The sequence below is a fragment of the Streptomyces sp. NPDC045287 genome, assembly GCF_056432325.1.
Window position 1 is genome coordinate 348642 of sequence record NZ_JBWKJG010000004.1, and the last position, 21585, is coordinate 370226.

A 21585-nucleotide genomic window follows, 5' to 3' on the forward strand; every position below is an offset into this window, starting at 1 on the left:
CTCGGACCGGGCGCCTGGCTGGCAGGCTAACGAGCGGGTGCGCCGGGGGCGGCGGGACGGAACCGATTAGCACCTTCGGGTGAAAAGCACACGGAACGGGGCGCCGCCGCGGTGTGTCCCGCGACGGCGCCCCGTCCTTCCGTGTCGTGCCGCTACTCCTGGGCGGCGGCGGAGACGTCCTGGTCGGGGACGGCCTCCCCGGCCCGGATCATCTCGATCCGCCCCATGACCTTCGCGCGCAGGTCGCTCGGTACGTCGTCGTGCCCGCAGCACCGCTTGACGAGCTTCTTCACGGCCTGTTCGAGCCCGTACTTCTCCAGGCACGGGGAGCACTCCTCGAAGTGCGTCTCGAACTTGGTGCAGTCGCTGTCGGGCATCTCGCGGTCGAGGAACTCGTAGAGGTGGTCCAGGACCTCCGAGCAGTCCGTCTCGTGCGGCTCTCCGCAGCTCATGAGCCCGAGCCTTTCCGGTCGTTCGTGGACTCTCCGGCGCCCGCGGGAACCAGCCCGCGTTCACGGGCGTAGTCCTCGAGCATGCCGCGCAGCTGGCGGCGCCCACGGTGGAGTCGGGACATCACCGTGCCGATGGGTGTACCCATGATGTCCGCGATCTCCTTGTAGGCAAACCCCTCGACATCGGCCAGGTACACGGCGATGCGGAACTCCTCCGGGATCGCCTGGAGGGCCGCCTTCACGTCGGAGTCCGGAAGGTGGTCCAGCGCCTGGGACTCGGCCGAGCGCAGGCCGGTCGACATGTGCGACTCGGCGCGGGCGAGCTGCCAGTCCTCGATCTCCTCGGCCGCGCTGCGCTGGGGCTCGCGCTGCTTCTTGCGGTACGAGTTGATGAAGGTGTTGGTGAGGATGCGGTACAGCCACGCCTTCAGGTTGGTGCCCTCGCGGAACTGGTGGAACGAGCCGTACGCCTTGGCGAACGTCTCCTGCACCAGGTCCTCGGCGTCCGCCGGGTTCCGCGTCATCCGCAGGGCGGCCGAGTACATCTGGTCGAGGTAGCCGAGGGCGTCCCGCTCGAAGCGCGCGTTGCGCTCGCCGTCCGTCTCCTCGGGGCCCTCGACGGACCCCCTGTCGGTCCCAGTGACCGGACCCACCTCCTCCAGCGCCGCGGCGAGACCGAGTGCGGACCCGCTCGAATCGGAGAATAGTCGACCGGCCGCCGACCTTCCCTGTCGATTCTTCTCGCCCGTCACCCGCACAGAGCCGGTCGTCGGCCCGGACAGCACCGTCCAGTCCAGCTCAGTGGCGCGCGACCGGTTCGGGCAGATGGTCGAACCCATGCGACGGACTCCCTCTCCTGGCCTGATGTCGTTCACCGACGGTCAGGACAACAGCGGGGGCCCACCCGCCATTCCCGACTGCCCCGAAAGGCCCGGAGCCACTGCGCGACCCCGTCCACGACCGTCCTGAGCGCGTCCTCCTGGGTGGTGGCGGCCCGCTTCGGCACGGCGAAGGAGTGGTCGGCCCACGGGACCTCCACGATCCGGTGGCCGCCGCGGGGGAACTCGGCGGGCTTCCCGAAGGAGTCGTTGCCGCCCTGGACGACGAGCGTGGGCAGGTCGCCCGGCAGCTCGTCGGCGCGGGACCGCTCGGGCCTGCCCGGCGGGTGCAGCGGGAACGCCAGGGCGAGGACGGCGTGGGCGCCCAGGTCGCGGGCGGTGCGGCAGGCGACGCGGGCCCCGGCGCTGCGCCCTCCGGCGACGACGGGCAGGCCGGGAGCGCGCAGGGCGGGCCACAGGTCGCGCCAGGCGGCGTCCAGGGTCTTCGGGGCGGGCGCGAGCTTCCTGCCGGCAACCCGCCAGGGCTGTTCGACGAGGGCGACGGTGGCCGCGGCGGCGCGCGGCAGGTGCGCGGCGAGGGCCTGGAGGTCGCGGGCCTCGATCCCGCCCCCGGCGCCGTGGCCGAGGGCGACGACGAACCGGGCGCCGGGCCCGGCCGCGTACCAGGTGATCCGGGCGTCGCCGGCGCCCGTGGGGATGGTCTCGGTCTGTGTCACGGGGCCATCCTCGCGCGGGGACCGGCGCCGGTCAGAAGAGGGTGCTCTCCTCGGGTGCGTCGAGTTCCGTCAGGAGCTCGGGCCCGTTGTTGCGGACGTTGCTGACGGCGGTGGTGACCGGGTACGCCCGCATCAGTCCCTCGGGCGGCGGGGCGAGGAGGGCTCGCAGCTCCTCGACGTCGGTGCGGGCCGGGTCGAGCCAGGCGTCCCAGCGGTCCTCGGTGAGCATGAGCGGCATCCGCGGGTGGATGTCGGCGAGGGAGCGGGGGCCTTCGGCGGGGGCGACGCCGAGGGGGCCCTTCTCGGCCTCGGTGGTGATCACCGAGCAGGTCGCCCGCCAGGCGCCCGGGTGGTCGGGGGGCAGCGTGGGGTCGCGCCAGAACTCGTACAGCCCGGCCATCGCGAAGACGGAGCCGTCGACGGGCGTGACGAAGTAGGGCTGCTTGCGGGGCCGCTTCTTCTTGCCCTCGACCTCCAGCCGCCGCTCGTCGGTGCCGGTGACCCACTCGTAGTAGCCGTCGGCGGGGAGGATGCAGCGGCGCGCGGCGAAGGCGCGGCGGTAGGCGGGCTTCTCGTGGACGGTCTCGGCCCGGGCGTTGATCATCCGGGCCGCGCCCTCGGGGGTCTTCGCCCAGGACGGCACGAGTCCCCACCGCAGGGGGCGGAGCTGGCGAACCGGACGGGGCGTGGCGGCGTCCTTCAGGGGGCGGTCGAGGACCGCGTACACCTCTTTGGTCGGGGCGACGTTCCAGTCCGGTGCCAGGGCCTCCTCGGGCTCCCACTTCTCCACTCCGAAGATCCCGGCGAGGTCCTCGGGCCTTCGGCTGGCCGCGTAACGTCCGCACATACCGCCAAGCCTGCCATGTCCCCGCGTCCCCCGAGGAGTCGTCCGCCCCATGCCCACCACGAAGATCCTCGACGTCGTCCTGGGCCCCCAGCCCGCCCCCGGCCTGTGGCTGGTGGTCGCGACCGCCGCGGCCGCGCTGCTGGTGACGACGGTCAGAGCGCCGTGGCGGCTGGCGCGGGGCGCGGTGACGATCGCCCACGAGGGCGGCCACGGCCTGGTGGCGCTGCTCACGGGGCGGCGGCTGGAGGCGGTCCGGCTGCACTCGGACACCAGCGGGCTGACCGTGAGCCGGGGCAGGCCGACCGGTCTCGGCATGATCCTGACGGCGGCCGCCGGGTACACGGCGCCGTCGCTGCTGGGGTTGGGCGGGGCGTGGCTGCTGGCGGCGCACCGGATCACGCTGCTGCTGTGGGTGGCGACGGCGCTGCTGATCGCGTTGCTGGTGATGGTCCGCAACGCGTACGGGGTGCTGTCCGTCGTGGTGACGGGCGGGACGTTCCTGCTCGTGTCGTGGCTGACGGAGCCGCGGGTGCAGGCGGCGTTCGCGTACGGCGTGGTGTGGTTCCTGCTGCTGGGCGGGGTGCGGCCGGTGTTCGAGCTCCAGGCGAAGCGGCGGCGGGGGGAGGCGCGGGACTCCGACGCCGACCAGCTCGCCCGGCTCACGCACGCCCCGGCGGCGGTGTGGATGTTCCTCTTCCACACCGTGTCGCTGTCCTCGCTGATCGGCGGGGGCCGCTGGCTGCTGGGTCTGTGATCTGCCCGGCCCACTAAAGTGAGGGGCATGACCGATGCCTCCGCGCCCCTTGACCTCTGGCCCGCCCCGCACGCGAGCGGCGCGGTCGACGCGACCGTCTCCGTGCCCGGCTCCAAGTCGGTCACGAACCGCGCCCTGGTGCTGGCCGCCCTCGCCTCCGAGCCGGGCTGGCTGCGCCGCCCGCTGCGGTCGCGGGACACGCTGCTGATGGCGGAGGCGCTTCGCGCGATGGGCGTCGGCATCGAGGAGACGGTGTCGTCCAGCTCGACCTCCGCGGGCGGCCCGGACGACCGCGGGGAGGCGTGGCGCGTCATCCCGGCGGGGCTGCACGGCCCGGCCGCGGTCGACGTGGGCAACGCGGGCACGGTCATGCGGTTCCTGCCCCCGGTGGCGGCGCTGGCGGACGGCCCGGTCCGCTTCGACGGCGACGCCCGTTCGTACGAGCGTCCGCTGCACGGCGTGATCGACGCCCTGCGCGCGCTGGGCGCCCGGATCGACGACGGCGGGCGGGGCGCGCTGCCGATGACGGTGCACGGCGGGGGCGCCCTGGACGGCGGGAAGGTCGACATCGACGCCTCGTCGTCGTCGCAGTTCGTCAGCGCGCTGCTGCTGTCGGGGCCCCGCTTCAACCAGGGCGTGGAGGTGCGGCACACGGGGCCGCGGCTGCCGTCGATGCCGCACATCCGGATGACCGTCGACATGCTGCGCGCGGTGGGCGCGCAGGTCGACGAGCCGGAGACGGGCGGCGAGCCGAACGTGTGGCGGGTCTCCCCGTCGGCGCTCCTCGGCCGCGACCTGGTGATCGAGCCGGACCTGTCGAACGCGCAGCCGTTCCTGGCGGCCGCGCTGGTGACGGGCGGCCGGGTCACGATCCCCGACTGGCCCGCGCGGACGACGCAGCCCGGCGACGCGCTGCGGGAGATCTTCACCGAGATGGGTGGTTCCTGCGAGCTGACGGACGCCGGCCTCACCTTCACCGGTTCGGGTCGGATCCACGGCATCGACGTGGACCTCGGCGAGGTGGGCGAGCTGACCCCCGGCATCGCGGCCGTCGCGGCGCTGGCGGACTCCCCGTCGACGCTGCGCGGCGTGGCGCACCTGCGGCTCCACGAGACGGACCGGCTGGCGGCGCTCACCCGGGAGATCAACGCGCTGGGCGGCGACGTCACGGAGACCGAGGACGGTCTGCGCATCCGGCCCCGCCCGCTGCGCGGCGGCGTGTTCCACACGTACGACGACCACCGGATGGCGACGGCCGGCGCGCTGATCGGCCTCGCGGTCGAGGGGGTACGCGTGGAGAACGTGGCGACGACCGCCAAGACCCTGCCCGACTTTCCCCGGATGTGGACCGAAATGCTCGCGATCGAGGCCTGAACGACATGCGCCGCTACGGCAAGAACGCCGACGAGGACGACGTCCGCGTCCGTCCCAACCGCAAGGGGAACCGCCCCCGCACCAGCATCCGCCCCAAGCACGAGGACGCCGCGGAGGGCATGGTCCTCACCGTGGACCGCGGCCGGATCACCTGCCTCGTGGAGGACCGCACGATCACGGCCATGAAGGCGCGGGAGCTGGGCCGCAAGGCGGCGGTGGTCGGCGACCGGGTCTCGATCGTCGGCGACCTGTCGGGGAACAAGGACACGCTGGCCCGGATCGTACGGATCGGGGAGCGCGCGTCGGTGCTGCGCCGCACGGCGGACGACGACGACCCGTACGAGCGGGTGGTGGTGGCCAACGCCGACCAGTTGGCCATCGTGACGGCCCTCGCGGACCCGGAGCCCCGGCCGCGGCTGATCGACCGGTGCCTGGTCGCGGCGTTCGACGGCGGCCTGGAGCCGCTGCTGGTGCTGACCAAGTCGGACCTGGCCCCGCCCGAGAAGCTGCTGGAGCTGTACGGCGCGCTGGACATCCCGTACGTCGTGACGAACCGCGAGGAGCTGTCCGACGGGGGCGCCGCCGACCGGGTGCGGGAGCAGCTGGCGGGCCGCACCACGGCGTTCGTGGGGCACTCGGGCGTGGGCAAGACGACGCTGGTGAACGCGCTGGTGCCGGAGGACCGGCGGCGGTCGACGGGCCACGTCAACGCGGTGACGGGGCGCGGCCGGCACACGACGACGTCGGCGCTGGCGCTGCCGCTGGCGGGCGCCGGGGGCTGGGTGATCGACACGCCGGGGGTGCGGTCGTTCGGGCTGAACCACGTCGACCCGTCGCGCGTGATCCACGCGTTCCCGGACCTGGAGCCGGGCACGGCGGGCTGCCCGCGCGCGTGCAGCCACGACGAGCCGGACTGCGCGCTGGACGCGTGGGTCGAGGAGGGGCACGCGGACAGGGCGCGGCTCTACTCGCTGCGGCGCCTGCTGTCGACGCGGGAGCGACGCGAGGGCGACTGATTCGCCCGTTTTCGCCAGCATTGAGGTGGACAAAGGCATAATCGTACCGAGCACGGCGCGAACGGGACGGCACCCTCACCTCCCGGCGGCGAGGGCGTGGGAGGCACGGACGATGGCGTGGCTGCTGGTGGTGGTCGCCGGCCTTCTGGAGACGGGCTTCGCGGTCTGCCTGAAACTGTCGCACGGCTTCACGCGGCTGTGGCCGACGGTCGCGTTCGCGGCGTTCGCGCTGGGCAGCTTCGGGCTGCTGACCCTGTCGCTGCGGAAGCTGGACATCGGGCCGGCGTACGCGGTGTGGACGGGGATCGGCGCGGCGGGCACGGCGGTCTACGGGATGGTGTTCCTCGGGGACCTCGTGTCGACGCTGAAGATCGTCTCGATCACGCTGGTGATCGTCGGCGTCATCGGACTCCAGTTGTCGGGGTCGTCGCACTGAGCCCGCCGTCGTCGCGCACCGCCCCCGGGGGCGCGGGATAGAGTCGGGCGCATGGCCGACTACCACGATGACCTGCGCCTCGCCCACGTACTGGCGGACGCCGCGGACGCCGCCACGATGGACCGGTTCAAGGCCCTGGACCTCAAGGTGGAGACGAAGCCGGACATGACGCCGGTCAGCGAGGCGGACCGGGCCGCCGAGGAGCTGATCCGCGGCCTCCTCCAGCGGGAGCGTCCGCACGACGCGATCCTCGGCGAGGAGTACGGCGTGGAGGGCACCGGTCCGCGCCGCTGGGTCGTCGACCCGATCGACGGCACCAAGAACTACGTGCGCGGAGTGCCCGTCTGGGCCACGCTGATCGCGCTGATGGAGGACGACGGCGACGGAGGCCACCGGCCGGTGGTCGGCGTCGTGTCGGCCCCGGCGCTGGGGCGCCGCTGGTGGGCGGCGAAGGGCCGGGGCGCGTACACGGGCCGCGACCTGGAGTCGGCGACGCGCATCCGGGTGTCGAGGGTGGCAAAGCTGGCGGACGCCTCGTTCGCGTACTCGTCGCTGACCGGCTGGGAGGAACTGGGCCGTCTGGAAGGCTTCCTGGACCTGTCGCGGGCGTGCTGGCGCACGCGCGCGTACGGCGACTTCTGGCCGTACATGATGGTCGCGGAGGGCGCGGTGGACCTCTGCGCCGAGCCGGAGCTGTCGCTGTGGGACATGGCGGCGAACGCGATCGTGGTCCAGGAGGCCGGCGGCACGTTCACCGGGCTGGACGGCCGGGAGGGCCCGTACAGCGGCAACGCGGCGGCCTCCAACGGCCTGCTCCACGGCGAGCTGCTGGGGTACTTGGGCCCACGGGGCTGAGCGGGCCCGGGCGGGGCGCCACCGGCTCCCGGCGAGCCCTTGTCGAGGTCTCGCCAGTGGCCTTGTCGTGCCCGTGCCGCGCTGCCACGCTGAGAGCCGCCCATCTTGTGCGCTTGTGAACCCCTTCTCGCGGAGGGGTTCCCCAAGGAGGTGGCTCCCCCATGCTCGTCCGCGACGCCATGAGCTCCCTGGTCCTCACCATCGGCCCCAACCACACCCTGCGCCAGGCGGCGACGTTGATGTCGTTGCGCCGCGTCGGCTCGGCCGTCGTCCTCGACCACGACACCCACCGCCCCGGCATCCTGACCGAGCGCGACATCCTCGACTCCCTGGGCGCCGGGCAGGACCCCGACCTGGAGACCGCCGGGGCGCACACCGCCGCCGACGTCGTGTTCGCGGCGCCGGGCTGGGCGCTGGAGGAGGCGGCCGAGGCGATGGCCCACGGCGGCTTCCGGCACCTGGTCGTCCTCGACGGGCACGGCCCGGTCGGGGTCGTCTCCGTCCGTGACGTCCTCCGCTGCTGGACCTCGGGGCGCCGGGGCGCGACGGTGCTGCCGGCGGCGGGCTGACCGCGGACCCGCACGCGGCCGGACACGCGGGAGGGCCGGCTCCCCCACGGGGAACCGGCCCTCCGCCCACGACAAGCGGTCCAGTGCTGTCAGCCGCGCAGGGCCTGGACCGCGGCCTCCAGCCGCTTGCCGAAGTCTCCGTCGGCCTGACGGAAGTTGTTGATGGCGCGGTCGACGATGTCCTCGCGCGACACCTGGGAGATCGAGCCGGCCAGGTTCTCGATCAGGCGGCTCTTCTCCTCCTCCGTCATCAGCCGGTAGAGGTTGCCGGCCTGGACGAAGTCGTTGTCCTCGGCGTGGACGGGCGCCGGGTGGTCGCCGGTCACGCCGGTCACCGGGACCGGCTGCCACAGCGGGCGGTCGATCTGGTGCGGGCCGCCGAAGCTGTTCGGCTCGTAGTTCTTGGCGCCCTTGTGGCGGCCGTCGTACAGGTAGCCGTCCCGGCTGTTGGTGCGCGCCTCGGTGGCGTGCGGGCGGTTCACCGGCAGGTGGTCGGCGTTGATGCCGACGCGGTAGCGGTGGGCGTCGCCGTACGCGAAGAGGCGGCCCTGGAGCATCTTGTCGGGCGACGGGCCGATGCCGGGCACGAAGTGCGCCGGGGAGAAGATCGACTGCTCGACCTCGGCGAAGATGTTCTCCGGGTTGCGGTTCAGCTCCAGCTTGCCGAACTCGATGACCGGGTAGTCGGCGTGCGGCCACACCTTGGTCAGGTCGAACGGGTTGAAGCGGTACGTCGCGGCGTCGGCGGCCGGCATGATCTGCACGCCCACGGTCCACGTCGGGTACTCGCCGCGCTCGATCGCCTGGCGCAGGTCGCGCTGGTGGGAGTCGGGGTCCTCACCGGCGAGCTTGTTGGCCTCGGCCTGCGTGAGGTTCTTGATGCCCTGGTCGGTCTTGAAGTGGTACTTGACCCAGAAGACCTCGCCGGCCTCGTTGTTCCACTGGTACGTGTGCGAGCCGAAGCCGTCCATGTGGCGGTAGCTGGCCGGGATGCCGCGGTCGCCGAACAGCCACGTCACCTGGTGCGTGGACTCGGGCGACAGGCTCCAGAAGTCCCAGACGTTGTCCGCCTCCTGCGAGCCCGTGTACGGGTCGCGCTTCTGGGTGTGGATGAAGTCGGGGAACTTGATGGCGTCCTTGATGAAGAACACCGGGGTGTTGTTGCCGACGAGGTCGTAGTTGCCCTCCTCGGTGTAGAACTTCAGCGCGAAGCCGCGCGGGTCGCGCACCGCGTCCGCCGCGCCGAGGTTGCCCGCGACGGTCGAGAAGCGCAGGAAGACCTCGGTCTCCTTGCCTATCTCGGAGAGGAACTTCGCCCGGGTGTAGGGCGTCACGTCGGCGGTCACGGTGAACGTGCCGTAGGCGCCCGCACCGCGCGCGTGGACCACGCGCTCCGGGATGCGCTCGCGGTTGAAGTGCGCGAGCTTCTCCAGCAGGAGCTGGTCCTGGACCAGAACCGGGCCGCCGATGCCCGCGGTCTCGCTGTTCTGGTTGTCGGCGACCGGCGCGCCGGCCTCCGTGGTGAGCGGTCCCTGCGTCACGTGCGCCTCCTGCGTGTCAGCAACAAATCCTGTCCCTTGGCCAAAGCCGTTCCCGATCCTACAATGGACATTGTCTAAGTCAAGCCCGCTTCCAAACCAACACCCGTTCGGGACTGAGTCCCCCGCCTGTTAGGCTGAACTGCATGAGTGACCTGTTGGAACGCCTGCGCGGCCGCGGCTGGCGGATGACCGCGCAGCGCCGCGTCGTGGCCGAGGTCCTCGACGGAGATCACGTCCACCTGACCGCCGACGAGGTCCACGCCCGCGCGGCCGAGCGACTGCCCGAGATCTCCCGCGCGACCGTGTACAACACGTTGGGCGAGCTGGTCAGCCTGGGCGAGATCCTCGAGGTGTCCACGGACCGCCGCGCCAAGCGGTACGACCCGAACGCGCACCGCCCCCACCACCACCTGGTCTGCGCGCGCTGCGGCGCCATCCGCGACGTCCACCCGACGGGCAACCCCCTGTCGGACCTCCCGGACTCGGAGCGCTTCGGCTTCACGATCTCCGACGTGGAGGTCACCTACCGCGGCCTGTGCCCGCCCTGCGCGGGCGCCTGACCAGCGAAGACGGCCCGAGGGCCCCCGGCGCGCGCCGCGCCGGGGGCCCTTTGCCGTCCCGGGACCCCACGGGCCCCTCTTCACGTACGGGAACGCGAAAACGCCGAAGGCCGGATCTGAGAGATCCGGCCTTCGGTTTCAGTAGCGGGGACAGGATTTGAACCTGCGACCTCTGGGTTATGAGCCCAGCGAGCTACCGAGCTGCTCCACCCCGCGTCGGTGAACACCACCTTACGGGACGCCGTGGACCAGCGCAAATCCATCACTACGCCGTCAGCTCCTGGTGCAGGGCCTCGCTCAGCCGGGCCGCCCGCTCGGCGACCTCGGCGGGTCCGAGGTCCACGGCGCGGGCGCACCACCGCCGCCCCTCGGCCAGCTCGCCGCGCCGGGCGGCGAGCAGCGCCAGGCGCAGCGCGGCCCGCCCGTGGCCGGCCCGGGCGGCGCGGCTCCACCACAGGGCGGCCTCCCGCTCGTTGCCGTCGCGGGCGAGCAGGAGCCCCAGGTTGAACGCGCCGTTGCGGCTGCCGGCCTCGGCGGCCTCCCGGTACCAGCGGGCCGCCTCCACCACGTCGCCGCGCGCGGCGGCGAGCATCCCGACCCGCACCTGGGCGCGGCGGTGGCCCTGCTCGGCGGCCCGCTCGTACCACTCCTCGCACTCGGTCTTCGGCGCCCGGGGCTGGCCGAGCGTGTGCGGCTCGGGCGGCGGCTGCCGCGCGTCGAGGACGGTGGCCAGCCGGAACGCCGCCTCGGCGCTGCCGCCGCCGGCGGCGCACCGCAGGTGCCGCTCGGCCTCCCGCTCGTCGCCGTCGCGGAGCCGGGCCATGCCGACCTGGAGGGCGGCCTCCGTGTGCCCGGCCGCCGCGGCCCGCTCGTACCAGCTCAGCGCCGTACGGTCGTCGTCGCGGCCGGCGTAGAGGATGCCGAGGTTGAACGCGGCGTCGACGCTGCCCGCCTCGGCGGCCTTGGAGAACCACGGCTCCGCCCCGTGCGGGTCGCCCGCCTGGAGCAGGAGGATCGCCAGGGCGTTCGCCGCCTCGCGGTGGCCGGCGTACGCGGCGCGCCGGTACCACTGCTCGGCCTGGGCCGTGCGGCCCTGGGCGGCGAACAGCAGCCCGAGGTTGTAGGCGCCGTTCACGTCTCCCGCGTCCGTGGCGGCGCGGTACCAGCGCTCGGCGGTCTGGTACTCGCCGCGGGCGGCGTGCAGGGCGCCCAGCGCGTTGGCGGCGTTGCCGTCGCCGTCCTGGGCGGCGCGCAGCCACCACACGGCGGCGCTCTCCTCGTCGCCCGCGTCGCGCAGCAGGAACCCGAGGGCGCAGGCGGCGCGCGGCTCGCCGTCCTTCGCGGCCGTCAGGTACCAGCGGCCGGCCTCCTTTACCTCGCCGCGCTTCTCCAGGATCGCGCCGAGGTGCAGCGCGGCCCTGCGGTGGCCGCGCGCGGCGGCCTGCCGGTACCACTGCTCGACGCTGTCGACGGTGTCGCCGGCCGCCCCGGCCTCACCCGTACGGGGGTCGGTCCCGCGCCGGTCGGCCTGCCGCTCCAGGGCGCGGGCGAGCCGGTACGCGGCCTCGCGGTGGCCCTGCTCGGCGGCGACGCGCAGCCAGCGCTCGGAGCCGGCGTCGCCGCGGTGCTCCATGAGGTCGGCCAGGGCGTACGCGCCGAGGGCGTGGCCCTGCTCGGCGGACTGGCGCAGCCAGTACTCGGCGGCGGGCTCGTCGCCGCGCTCCCGGTGGTGGCGGCCGAGGGCGTGGGCCGCGGCGGCGGAGCCGGCGACGGCGGCGACGCGCCACCAGCCGGCGGCCTCGTCGGGGTAGCCGCGCTGGTGGAGGAGGACACCCAGGTTGTTGGCGGCGGCGCGGTCGCCGGCCGCGGTGGCGGCGCGCAGGTAGGGCTCGGCGCCGTCCAGGTCGCCGCGGCGCAGCAGCATGGCGCCGAGGACGCTCATCGACGCGGTGTCCCCGCCGTCGGCGGCACGGCGGTGCCGCGCCTCGGACTCGACGGTGTCGGCGGTGGCCTCCGCGAAGTCCATCGCGGCGTCCATCGCGGCGGCGCTCCATCCCCCCGCGGCCTCCGGTGCGGCGTCGGCGTGGTCGATCGCCTCCCCGGTCCCTCCGGCGTGCCGTCGCTCGAACCGCCCAGTCTCCAATAGCGCCGCCCTGTCCCCCATACGTACCATCGTCGCACCACCCGCAACCCGCCTACACCTGGTATATCGCACCCAGTGAGGTCACTTCAGCGTTTTGTCGACATGCCCACAGAGAGATAAGTCAAACACGTCACACGCCAACTCCCCCGCCGGACACGACTTTCGGGCCGCACACATGACCAGGGCCCGGATCCTCGAAGGATCCGGGCCCTGGCTTTCAGTAGCGGGGACAGGATTTGAACCTGCGACCTCTGGGTTATGAGCCCAGCGAGCTACCGAGCTGCTCCACCCCGCGCCGTTGTGTGTTCCACCGTATCACGGCGCGGGAGGGGCGTTGCGCGGCCCCCTCGGCGGGGGCCGCGGCCGGTCAGCCGGTACTGCCGGTACTGCCGGTGGTGCCGCTCCGGGCGGCGCCCTGGGCGGTGCCGCCGCGGGCGGTCGAGCCCTGGGACGGCTTCTGGTCGGTGCCCTTGCGCTGGGCGTCGGCGTCGGCGGCGCGCCGAAGCGCCTCCGCGAGCTCCTGCTGGGCCTTGCCGTACGCCTCCCAGTCGCCCCTCTTGAGTGCCGCCTCGCCGTCCGTGAACGCCTTCTGGGCGTCCTCGATGGCCTGCTTGAGCGCGGCCTCGCCGGTGGCCGGCGGGCGCGGCTGCTGCGGGTTCGTCGACGGCGGCGGTGTGGTGGGCGTCTCGCCCTCCACGCCGAACACCGCGTTGAGCGCGGCCCCGAGGCTGTCCTCGAACCTCGTGGTGTCCTTCGTGGCGTCGCCCTCCGGCTTGCTCGCGTCGATGTACGACACCGCTACCTTCTTCAGCAGCGGGTAGAGCGCGCTGCGGCCCTGGGCGTAGACCGGCTCGACGTACAGGAACCCGCCGTCCAGCGGCACGGTGAGCAGGTTGCCGTACTCGATCTCCGAGTCGGCGCCCTTCATGTCGCGGACGAACGTCGCCACGTCGGGGAGGCTGTTGAGCTTGCTCTGCACCTGGGCGGGGCCCGGCACTTCGGACGTGACCCTCAGCAGCCTTATGCGGCCGTAGTCCTTGCTGTTCGCATCGGCGTCGACGGCCATGAACGCGCCCAGGTTGGGTCGCCCGTTCGGCGTGAACGTCGTCGTCAGCGAGAACCGCTGCTGCGTGTCCCCGGGCATCTTCAGGCTCAGGTAGTACGGCGGGACCGCGTTGCCGTCCTTCTTCGTCGGGTCGGCCGGCACCTGCCAGGCGTCGGAGCCGCTGTAGAACTGGGCGGCGTCGCGCACGTGGTACCGGGTCAGCAGTTCGCGCTGGACCTTGAACATGTCCTGCGGGTACCGCAGGTGGGACTTCAGGTCGTCCTTGATGGCGCTCTTGGGCAGCACCGTGCCGGGGAACGCCTTCATCCAGGTCTTCAGGACCGGGTCCTTGGTGTCCCACTGGTACAGCTTCACCGAGCCGTCGTACGCGTCGACGGTGGCCTTCACCGAGTTGCGGATGTAGTTGACCTGGTTCTGCTGGGCGACGACCGTGCGGGTCTGGTTCCCGGCGGTCAGCGAGTCCGCGGTGGTGTCACCGAGGGTCGTGCGCGACGCGTACGGGTAGCCGTTGGTCGTCGTGTAGGCGTCGACGATCCACTGGATGCGGCCGTCGACGACCGCCGGGTAGGCGTCGCCGTCGATGGTCAGCCACGGGGCGACCGCCTCCACGCGCTGCTTGGGCGTGCGGTTGTACAGGATGTGCGAGCCCTCGCCGATGGCGCCCGAGTACAGGATCTGCGGCTCGCTGAAGGCCACGGCGTACGCGGCGCGGTTGAAGGCGTTGGACAGGCTGACGCCGCTGTCGCCGCGGTAGCTGGTGGTCCGCTCGCCGTTCGCCTCGTAGTCGAGCTCCTTCTGCGGGCCGCCGACGATCGAGTACTGCTCGGTCTTCTCGCCGTAGTAGATCCGCTGCTCGTACTTGGGCATCTGGCCGGAGGTCGGCAGGCCGCTCTCGGTGAAGATCGGGGAGCCCGTGGTGTCCACCGACGTGCCCGTGGCCATGATCGCGCCGTAGCCGTGGGTGTAGGTGAAATGGTCGTTGATCCAGTTCCGCTTCGGGATGCCCTTGATGTTGAGCTCGCGCAGACCGACGACGGTGTCCTTGCCCTCGTACCGGTCGACGTCGAGCGTGACGGGGAACTGGTAGTACTTCCGCTTCTGCTCCAGTTGCTGGAACGTCGGCGAGACGATGTTCGGGTCGACGAGCCGATAGCTGGCCGCGGCGTCCGAGTCCTTGCGCAGTTGCTCCTTCGACTTGACGGTCGCCTTGCCCGTGTAGTTCTCGGGGACCGTCGTGTCGATCGCGTACGCCTTGCGCGTCGCCTCGATGTTCTTCTTGATGTACGGCGCTTCCTTGGCCTGCTCGTTCGGCTGGACCTGGAACTTCTGCACGATCGCCGGGTAGAGGCCGCCGATCAGGATCGCCGACAGGACCATCAGGCCGAAGCCGATGACCGGCAACTGCCACGTGCGGCGCCACAGCGTCGCGAAGAAGAGCAGGGCGCAGATGACCGCGATGCAGAAGAGGATCGTCTTCGCCGGCAGGTAGGCGTTGGCGTCGACGTACCGCAGGCCCGTCCAGTTGCCCGCCGCCTTGAAGTCGCTGGACTTCACCGCCAGGCCGTACCGGTCGAGCCAGTACGCGACGGCCTTCAGCGACACGAAGACGCCGAGCAGCACCGACAGGTGGCCCGTGGCCGCGGCCGTGGCGCGCGCGCCCGGGCTGGTGACGCGCAGCCCGCCGTACAGGTAGTGCGTGAGGGTGGCGGCGATCAGGGACAGCACCGTGGCCGCGAAGCCGAAGCCGAGCAGGAACCGGTACCAGGGCAGGTCGAACGCGTAGAACGCGACGTCCATGCCGAACTGCGGGTCCTTCTCGCCGAAGCGCACGCCGTTCACCCACATGAGCCAGGTGCGCCACTGGCCGGAGGCGGACGCGCCGGCGATCAGGCCGACGAGCGCCGTGATCCCGAGGAGCACCCACTTCTTGTAGGGGGCCACGCCCATGCGGTACCGGTCGAGGCTCTGCTGCTCCAGCGACATCGCGCTCAGCGGCGGCCGCAGCCGGTGCGCGAGCCAGACGTTCAGCCCGACGGCGAGGCCCATCAGCAGACCGAAGACGGCGAACATGCCGACCTTGGTCCACAGCGTGGTGGTGAAGACGGACGAGTACGCGACGGACCTGTACCAGAGCCAGTCCGTCCAGAACCCGGCGAACATGACGAAGAGCATGGCCAGGACGGCCAGCACCCCCAGCGTCATGAGCAGGGTGCGGGCCCGCCGGGACGGCCGGCCGACTCTGATCCGTGGCCCGGTCGGGCCTCCGCCGCGGTCCGGCATCTGGAAAGCCAACGTGCGCCCCTCGAGTTCGCGGTCGTGTGTTGCCTGTGTGGTGCTGTGGCCCCGGTTTTCCGCGGGCTCCACTGATGCAACTTACTGAAGCTTTACCTGGTTCCCGTCTTCGGGTCGAGAAGAGGCAGGATATTGACCATGTCCAATGTTTCTCCCTCCGGCCCTCCGATGGCCGCCGGTCCGCTCACACGCGCGGTCCTCGAAATCGACGAGTACGCCTCGGGGCTCGGCTGGGACCAGCCGGCCCGCCTGTTCGCCCTCGTCGACACGGCGCGGCTGCGCGCCGACGAGCCGGAGCTGGCCGCCCAGCTGGGGCTCGACGCCGACGAGGCCGCCGCGCCGCTCACCCCGATCGAGCAGGACGAGCTGCCGACCGGGGCCCCGCTCGACGAGTTCCTCGCGACGGTCGCCTGGCCCGATGCGGTCGCCGGGTGCGCGCTGACCGTGGAGCGGCTGATGCTCCCGCCGTCCGCCGAGGGGTCCGTGCCGGACGGGCTCGACGAGGCGGCGCTGGCGAAGTGGGTCGCGGCCCACCCGGACCGGCAGGAGGTGCGGATGACCGTGGCCGTCCTGCGCAGCGGCGCGCGCGAGTCGGCGATCCGGCTCCGCGAGAAGGACTCCCCCACGGAGGTCCTGACCGGCTCGGACCTGGTGCCGGGACTGGCGGAGGCGCTGTCCGCCACGTTCGAGGGCTGACCGCCCGGCCCGGCCCGCTTCCGGTGCGGACCGCTCCCGGCCCGCTTCCGGCGTGGGCAGCTCCCGGCGTGGGCCGGTCAGGCCCGCTTCCGGCGCGGGCCGGGAGCGGTGGCCGGGGTACGGCCGCGGGCCGGGGAAGGGGGCCGTGGGGAGGGCTTCGCCCGGTCGGTCAGCTCCGTGAGCAGCCGGGGAGGCCCGCGGTGTCGCCCTCGCGCACCTTCTCCAGCGACTTCACCGCGTCCGCGATCGTGTCGACCTTGATCAGCGTCAGCCCGTCCGGGACGTCCGACGCGGCGGCCGGGCAGTTGGCGGCGGGGGTCAGGAAGTACGTCGCCCCGGCGTCGCGCGCGCCCACCAGCTTCATCTGGATGCCGCCGATCGGGCCGACCTTGCCGGTCTCGTCGATGGTTCCCGTCCCGGCGACGAAGCGGCCGCCCGTCAGGGCGCCGGGGGTCAGCTTGTCGACGATGCCGAGGGCGAACATCAGGCCGGCGCTCGGCCCGCCCACGTCCTCGAGCTTGATGTCGATCTGGAACGGGAACGTGTGGTCCGTGCCGGCCTGGATGCCGACGACGGCCCGGTCCGCGTCGTCCGCCCGCCTGGTGGTGACGGTGATCTCCTCGGTGGTGGTCGGCTCGCGGCGGGCCTTCTCCGCCGCGGCGGCGTCCTTGGCCGGGACGATGGTGAAGTCGACCGGCTTGCCGGGCCGCCGCTTGGTGACGATCGCCGCCACGTCCTTGGGCTCCCGTACGGGCGTGCCGTCGACCTCCTTGATCACGTCGCCGGCGTGCAGCCTGCCCTCGGCGGGGCTGTCCTTCTGGACGGACGAGACGACCACGCGGGACGCCACGGGGAGGCCCAGTTGCCGGAGCGCGGCGACACGGGCGCTCTCCTGGGACTGGCTGAACTCCTCGGCGTTCTCCTGCGTCGACTGCTCCTCGGTCTTGCCGTCCGGGTAGAGCGTGTCGTGCGGGACGACGACGCTGTCGTGGGCGAGCCACCCGGCGACGGCCTCCACGAGGTTCATCCGGTACTCCGCTCCGGTGACCCTGACGGTCGTCATGTTGAGGTGGCCGGAAGTGGGGTACGTCTCGTGGCCGGAGACCTGGAGCACCGGTTCGCCGCCGGAGTCGCCCAGGGTGTTGACCGTCGGCCCCGGGCTCATTTCGGAGTAGGGCACCGGGATGAGCACTCCCGCGCAGAGCAGCGCGATGAGGGCGAGGGTGGCGGCGAGCATCGTCACGGTGCGGCGTGGCATGGAACGACAGTACGGGACCCGTCCGCCCGTGCACCCTCGGGGCCGCCGTCCGGGGTGATCGTCGGATGGATCAGCCGCGGGAGCGGGCCCTGTCCATCGCGTCGCGGAAACGCGCGTAGCCGTCCAGCTCGGCTATGTCCTCGGTGGTACGGCTCCGCGCGGCCCAGCCTCCCCATATCGCGGCGCCGACGGCAGCCGACAGCGGAATCAGCAACCAGGCGAGTGCTGCCATCGCGACCTCCCCAAAGTGAAAGCGACTGGATGATCAGCAGATTAACCAGCTTTCCTTTCAACGCTGCTGCCGGGGAGGGGGTTACGCAAATCGGGCGGTGGGGCGGCGTCGGGGGGCCGGTCAGCAGGAGCCGACCCACTCCTCGGTGCCGTCGGAGAAGCGCTGGTGCTTCCAGATCGGGACCTCGTGCTTGAGGTCGTCGATCAGCTTCCGGCACGCCGCGAACGCCTCCGCGCGGTGCGGGCACGCCACGGCGACGACCACCGCGAGGTCGCCGACCACCAGGTCACCCACCCGGTGGACGGCGGCGAGGGCGCGTACGGGGAAGTCCGCGACCACCTTCTCCGCCACCCGCCGCAGCTCGGCCTCGGCCGTGGGGTGGCTGGAGTAGCCGAGCGCGTCCACGTCGGCGCCGCCGTCGTGGTCGCGCACGGTCCCGACGAAGAGGGCGGTGCCGCCGGCGGCGTCGTCGCCGACGGCCCGGAACACCTCGTCGAGGGAGAGCGGCGTGTCACGGATCGCCAGCAGCCGGATCGGTTCTTCGGCGGCGCGCTCACCGGGGTGGTCGTGGAGGGAAGCCATGCCCCCATCGTGCCGCACGCCCCCGCTCCGCGGAATTGCCCGTTCGCCCGGCGGACACCCCCGCCGCTTTGGAGCCTCCTACAGGCCCCTGCCCGGGGTCGCGGGCCCCGGCGGCGGGCCCGGGGTCACAGGCCCCGGCGGCGGCGGGCCCGGCGGACGAGGGCGGCCGTGCCGAGGAGGGCCACCGTGGCGCCCGCCGCACCCGCGGCCGTGGCGTCCTTGCGGCCGAGGCGGCGGCCGGCGACGGTGCGGCGACCGGCGACCTCCTCCAGGAGCGCGGCCAGCACCTCCTCGTTGGTCCAGGCGGGCCGCCAGCCGGCGTCGTGGAGCCGGCCGACGCTCACCACCCACGGGTGCATCGTGTACGCCAGGTCGCCGGCCGGTGACGGGGTGAGGCCGATGCGGTGCAGCCGGGCCGCCGCGCCCAGCGCGACGGCGGACGGCAGCTCCATCCGCCGGATGCCGCTGAGCTCCTCGACCTCCTCCTGCTCCAGCCACCCGTCGCAGCCGACCGCGAACTCCCCGTCGGCCTTCTCCAGCGCCGCGTACTCCAGCGCGCTCACCAGGTCCTCGACGTGGCAGAACTGCCAGGCCGGCCGCGACCCGGCGACGACCAGCAGCCGCGGCGACTCGAAGTAGCGCGTCAGGGCGGTGTCGGTGCCCCCGACGAGGGTGGCGGGGCGTACGACGGTGACGTTGAGCCCCGGGTGGGCGCGGGGCGCCCGGCGCGCGAGGCGCTCGATCTCCAGCAGGTCGCCCACCCCGGTCGCCTCCGCGGTGGCCCGCAGCTCGGCGTCCTCGGAGAGCGGGATGTCGTTGTCGGGCAGGGCGCCGTACACCATGGCGGAAGTGCACAGGACGACGCGGCGGACCCCCGCCGCCGCGGCGGCCGTGAGCACCGTCTGCGTACCGCGTACGTTGTACGCCGTTCGGGCGGCGGGGTCGGTCTCCAGGTCGAGGTCGAGCGCCAGGTGCACCACGACGTCCGCGCCGCGCAGCTTCTCGGCGATGGCCGGGTCCCGTACGTCCAGGACGTGCCACAGCGCCTCGGACACCTCGCCGCGGCGCTCGTCGATCGCGACGACCTGCTTGATCTCCTCGGACGCGGCGAGGCGCCGGGTCAGCAGGGCCCCGACACCGGACGCGGCGCCGGTGACCGCGACGACGGGGCCCCGGGCGGCGGAGGGGGTTGAACGGTTTCGCGCTGCGCGAACCTGCGGATCTGGGGAACTCACCAGGCGTCTCCAGCGGTTGTCTTCAGTACGTACGCGGACAAGGCGTGCGCACCAGGTGGCGTCCATCCTGCCGCAGCCGGTGCGCGGGCGGAGCACCGAGCCCCGTACCCGGCCGGGATGTCTACGCTGGGTGTGATGTCGGGCAACCGCCGTCGGCGCGAGGCCGGCGGCCCAACGAGCCGAGGAAACCCGTGAGCGACACCCCATTCGGATTCGGCCTTCCGCCGGAGGAGCCGGACGACGGCGACGAGGGCAAGAAGAAGCCCGAGGGTGGTGCCAACCCGTTCGGGTTCGGCGGGCTGCCCGGCGGCCAGGGCGGCGCGGACAACCCGTTCGCCGCGATGTTCGGGTCCTTCAACCCGGCCGACCTGGGCGCGGCCTTCCAGCAGCTCGGCCAGATGCTGAGCTACGAGGGCGGTCCCGTGAACTGGGACATGGCCAAGCAGATCGCCCGCCAGACCGTCTCCCAGGGCACCCCGGACGGCACGAAGGACGCCAGCGTGGGCCCCGCCGAGCGGAAGGCCGTCGAGGACGCCGTGCGCCTCGCCGACCTGTGGCTGGACGACGTGACGTCCCTGCCGTCCGGGTCGACCACCGCGGTCGCCTGGTCGCGCGCGGAGTGGGTCGAGGCGACGCTGCCCGCGTGGCAGCAGCTCGTCGACCCGGTCGCGGAGCGCGTCGGCACGGCCATGGGCGACGTGCTGCCGCAGGAGATGCAGGCCATGGCGGGCCCGCTGATCGGCATGATGCGCTCCATGGGCGGCGCCATGTTCGGCCAGCAGATCGGCCACGCCGTGGGCACGCTGGCCGGAGAGGTGGTCGGCTCGACGGACATCGGGCTGCCGCTCGGTCCTTCGGGGAAGGCCGCGCTGCTGCCGCTGAACGTGACGGCGTTCGGCCGTGACCTGAGCGTCCCGCTGGACGAGGTGCGGCTGTACCTGGCGCTGCGCGAGGCGGCCCACCAGCGTCTCTTCGCCCACGTGCCGTGGCTGCGCTCGCACCTGTTCGGCGCGGTCGAGGGCTACGCGCGCGGGATCAAGGTCGACACGTCCAAGCTGGAGGACGCGGTCGCGCAGCTCGACCCGGCCAACCCCGAGCAGCTCCAGGAGGCGCTGCAGCAGGGCATGTTCCAGCCGGAGGAGACGGCCGAGCAGAAGGCGGCCCTGGCCCGGCTGGAGACGGCGCTCGCGCTGGTCGAGGGCTGGGTGGACGCGGTGGTGCACGCGGCGGCCGGCTCCCGGCTGACCTCGGCCGGCGCGCTGCGGGAGACGCTGCGCCGGCGCCGCGCCTCGGGCGGCCCCGCCGAGCAGACCTTCGCGACGCTGATCGGTCTGCAGCTGCGGCCCCGCCGCCTGCGGGACGCCTCGCGGCTGTGGGCCTCGCTCACCGACGCGCGCGGCGTCGACGGCCGGGACGCCCTGTGGGCGCACCCGGACATGCTGCCCACGGCCACGGACCTGGACGATCCGGACGGTTTCGTCCACCGCGAGCAGATGGACTTCTCCGACTGGGACAAGATGCTCGGTGAGGCCGCCGACCGTTCCGACGAGGACGGCAAGGACGACACCGACAAGTGAGCCTGCACGCTGACGCCGTCCTCGTACTGAAGGAGTACGGGGACCAGGAAGAACTGCGCCGCACGTATCTGGACCACCTCTCGGCGTACGAGGACGCGATGTGGAGGTCCTGCGCGGCCGGGCACCTCACGGCCAGCGCGCTGGTGGTGGACCCGGAGCGCGGCCGGGTGCTGCTGACCCTGCACAGGAAGCTGCGCATGTGGCTCCAGATGGGCGGCCACTGCGAGCCCGGCGACCGCACGATGGCCGAGGCCGCGCTCCGCGAGGCGACCGAGGAGTCCGGCATCCCGGGCCTGACGCTGCTGCCGGGCGGCCCGGTGCGGCTGGACCGGCACTCCACGCCCTGTGCCTGGCACCTGGACGTGCAGTACGCGGCGGTGGCGCCGCCGGGCGCGATGGAGGCGATCAGCGACGAGTCGCTGGACCTGCGCTGGTTCGCGTACGACGACGTGGCGGGCGTGGCCGACGGGTCGGTGGCCGGGCTGGTGGAGCAGACCCTGGCGCGCCTGTAGCCGGAGGCGGCCCGCCGTCGCGGGAGGAGGTGT

The 21585-nt window shown here is 72.8% G+C and carries 21 protein-coding genes and 2 tRNA genes; 10 read left to right on the forward strand and 13 right to left on the reverse strand.

Annotated elements, in window-relative coordinates; genetic code table 11:
* Window positions 1-152 precede the first annotated feature (152 nt).
* The 4 genes from rsrA to AC07D6_RS09870 all read right to left on the reverse strand — a co-directional run bounded on the left by rsrA (window position 153) and on the right by AC07D6_RS09870 (window position 2854).
* Window positions 153-452 (reverse strand): mycothiol system anti-sigma-R factor, encoded by a 300-nt coding sequence (gene rsrA, locus AC07D6_RS09855; RefSeq protein ID WP_479043194.1) that lies wholly within the window; start codon window positions 450-452, stop codon window positions 153-155.
* On the reverse strand, window positions 449-1105 hold the full coding sequence (locus tag AC07D6_RS09860; RefSeq protein WP_189529910.1) for a sigma-70 family RNA polymerase sigma factor: 657 nt from the start codon (window positions 1103-1105) through the stop codon (window positions 449-451). Before AC07D6_RS09860 ends, rsrA begins: the two co-directional genes overlap by 4 nt.
* Before the next feature lie 218 nt (window positions 1106-1323).
* The gene (locus tag AC07D6_RS09865) at window positions 1324-2007 is read right to left on the reverse strand and encodes an alpha/beta hydrolase family protein (protein WP_479043195.1); all 684 of its coding nucleotides are present in this window, start codon (window positions 2005-2007) and stop codon (window positions 1324-1326) included.
* A gap of 31 nt (window positions 2008-2038) precedes the next feature.
* Window positions 2039-2854, reverse strand: a complete 816-nt coding sequence (locus AC07D6_RS09870) for an SOS response-associated peptidase (protein ID WP_315875767.1) — start codon at window positions 2852-2854, stop codon at window positions 2039-2041.
* Window positions 2855-2903: 49 nt separating this feature from the next.
* Here AC07D6_RS09870 and AC07D6_RS09875 point away from each other — a divergent pair, with 49 nt between their 5' ends.
* From AC07D6_RS09875 to AC07D6_RS09900, 6 genes are all read left to right on the forward strand, one after another.
* On the forward strand, window positions 2904-3608 hold the full coding sequence (locus AC07D6_RS09875; RefSeq protein WP_315875768.1) for a M50 family metallopeptidase: 705 nt from the start codon (window positions 2904-2906) through the stop codon (window positions 3606-3608).
* 27 nt (window positions 3609-3635) lie between these two features.
* On the forward strand, window positions 3636-4982 hold the full coding sequence (aroA, locus tag AC07D6_RS09880) for a 3-phosphoshikimate 1-carboxyvinyltransferase (protein ID WP_479043196.1): 1347 nt from the start codon (window positions 3636-3638) through the stop codon (window positions 4980-4982).
* Window positions 4983-4987: 5 nt separating this feature from the next.
* A complete protein-coding gene (gene rsgA, locus AC07D6_RS09885; RefSeq protein ID WP_479043197.1) occupies window positions 4988-5998 on the forward strand; it encodes a ribosome small subunit-dependent GTPase A in 1011 nt (336 codons plus the stop codon).
* Between the two features lie 112 nt (window positions 5999-6110).
* A complete protein-coding gene (locus tag AC07D6_RS09890; protein ID WP_315875771.1) occupies window positions 6111-6434 on the forward strand; it encodes a DMT family transporter in 324 nt (107 codons plus the stop codon).
* 51 nt (window positions 6435-6485) lie between these two features.
* Window positions 6486-7289 (forward strand): histidinol-phosphatase, encoded by an 804-nt coding sequence (gene hisN, locus AC07D6_RS09895; RefSeq protein WP_479043198.1) that lies wholly within the window; start codon window positions 6486-6488, stop codon window positions 7287-7289.
* Between the two features lie 161 nt (window positions 7290-7450).
* The gene (locus AC07D6_RS09900; RefSeq protein ID WP_315875773.1) at window positions 7451-7858 is read left to right on the forward strand and encodes a CBS domain-containing protein; all 408 of its coding nucleotides are present in this window, start codon (window positions 7451-7453) and stop codon (window positions 7856-7858) included.
* Between the two features lie 89 nt (window positions 7859-7947).
* Here the strand turns inward: AC07D6_RS09900 and AC07D6_RS09905 are convergent, their stop codons facing one another.
* Window positions 7948-9399: a catalase gene (locus AC07D6_RS09905; protein ID WP_315875774.1), complete on the reverse strand. Its 1452-nt coding sequence runs from the start codon at window positions 9397-9399 to the stop codon at window positions 7948-7950.
* Window positions 9400-9542: 143 nt separating this feature from the next.
* Here AC07D6_RS09905 and AC07D6_RS09910 point away from each other — a divergent pair, with 143 nt between their 5' ends.
* Window positions 9543-9959, forward strand: a complete 417-nt coding sequence (locus tag AC07D6_RS09910) for a Fur family transcriptional regulator (RefSeq protein WP_315875775.1) — start codon at window positions 9543-9545, stop codon at window positions 9957-9959.
* A 142-nt stretch (window positions 9960-10101) separates the two neighbouring features.
* Here the strand turns inward: AC07D6_RS09910 and AC07D6_RS09915 are convergent.
* From AC07D6_RS09915 to AC07D6_RS09930, 4 genes are all read right to left on the reverse strand, one after another.
* Window positions 10102-10175, reverse strand: a tRNA-Met gene (locus AC07D6_RS09915).
* Window positions 10176-10224: 49 nt separating this feature from the next.
* The gene (locus AC07D6_RS09920) at window positions 10225-12132 is read right to left on the reverse strand and encodes a tetratricopeptide repeat protein (RefSeq protein ID WP_479043201.1); all 1908 of its coding nucleotides are present in this window, start codon (window positions 12130-12132) and stop codon (window positions 10225-10227) included.
* Between the two features lie 191 nt (window positions 12133-12323).
* Window positions 12324-12397, reverse strand: a tRNA-Met gene (locus AC07D6_RS09925).
* Between the two features lie 72 nt (window positions 12398-12469).
* Complete coding sequence (locus AC07D6_RS09930) at window positions 12470-15448, reverse strand: UPF0182 family membrane protein (protein ID WP_479043289.1); 2979 nt, start codon at window positions 15446-15448, stop codon at window positions 12470-12472.
* Between the two features lie 150 nt (window positions 15449-15598).
* Here AC07D6_RS09930 and AC07D6_RS09935 point away from each other — a divergent pair, with 150 nt between their 5' ends.
* The gene (locus AC07D6_RS09935; RefSeq protein WP_315875777.1) at window positions 15599-16156 is read left to right on the forward strand and encodes a PPA1309 family protein; all 558 of its coding nucleotides are present in this window, start codon (window positions 15599-15601) and stop codon (window positions 16154-16156) included.
* Window positions 16157-16325: 169 nt separating this feature from the next.
* On the opposite strand, the gene AC07D6_RS09940 is transcribed toward AC07D6_RS09935, so the two are convergent.
* The 4 genes from AC07D6_RS09940 to AC07D6_RS09955 form a co-directional block, all read right to left on the reverse strand.
* A complete protein-coding gene (locus AC07D6_RS09940) occupies window positions 16326-17414 on the reverse strand; it encodes a YlbL family protein (RefSeq protein WP_315875778.1) in 1089 nt (362 codons plus the stop codon).
* 70 nt (window positions 17415-17484) lie between these two features.
* Window positions 17485-17646, reverse strand: coding sequence for a hypothetical protein (locus AC07D6_RS09945; RefSeq protein WP_315875779.1), 162 nt, complete (start codon window positions 17644-17646; stop codon window positions 17485-17487).
* A gap of 120 nt (window positions 17647-17766) precedes the next feature.
* Window positions 17767-18228, reverse strand: coding sequence for a molybdenum cofactor biosynthesis protein MoaE (locus AC07D6_RS09950; RefSeq protein ID WP_315875780.1), 462 nt, complete (start codon window positions 18226-18228; stop codon window positions 17767-17769).
* A gap of 125 nt (window positions 18229-18353) precedes the next feature.
* Window positions 18354-19463, reverse strand: coding sequence for an SDR family oxidoreductase (locus AC07D6_RS09955; protein WP_315875781.1), 1110 nt, complete (start codon window positions 19461-19463; stop codon window positions 18354-18356).
* 191 nt (window positions 19464-19654) lie between these two features.
* Between AC07D6_RS09955 and AC07D6_RS09960 the strand changes: the two genes are divergently transcribed.
* Both AC07D6_RS09960 and AC07D6_RS09965 read left to right on the forward strand, forming a co-directional pair.
* A complete protein-coding gene (locus AC07D6_RS09960; protein ID WP_315875783.1) occupies window positions 19655-21040 on the forward strand; it encodes a zinc-dependent metalloprotease in 1386 nt (461 codons plus the stop codon).
* The gene (locus AC07D6_RS09965) at window positions 21037-21552 is read left to right on the forward strand and encodes an NUDIX hydrolase (protein WP_479043202.1); all 516 of its coding nucleotides are present in this window, start codon (window positions 21037-21039) and stop codon (window positions 21550-21552) included. Before AC07D6_RS09960 ends, AC07D6_RS09965 begins: the two co-directional genes overlap by 4 nt.
* Window positions 21553-21585: the final 33 nt, after the last annotated feature.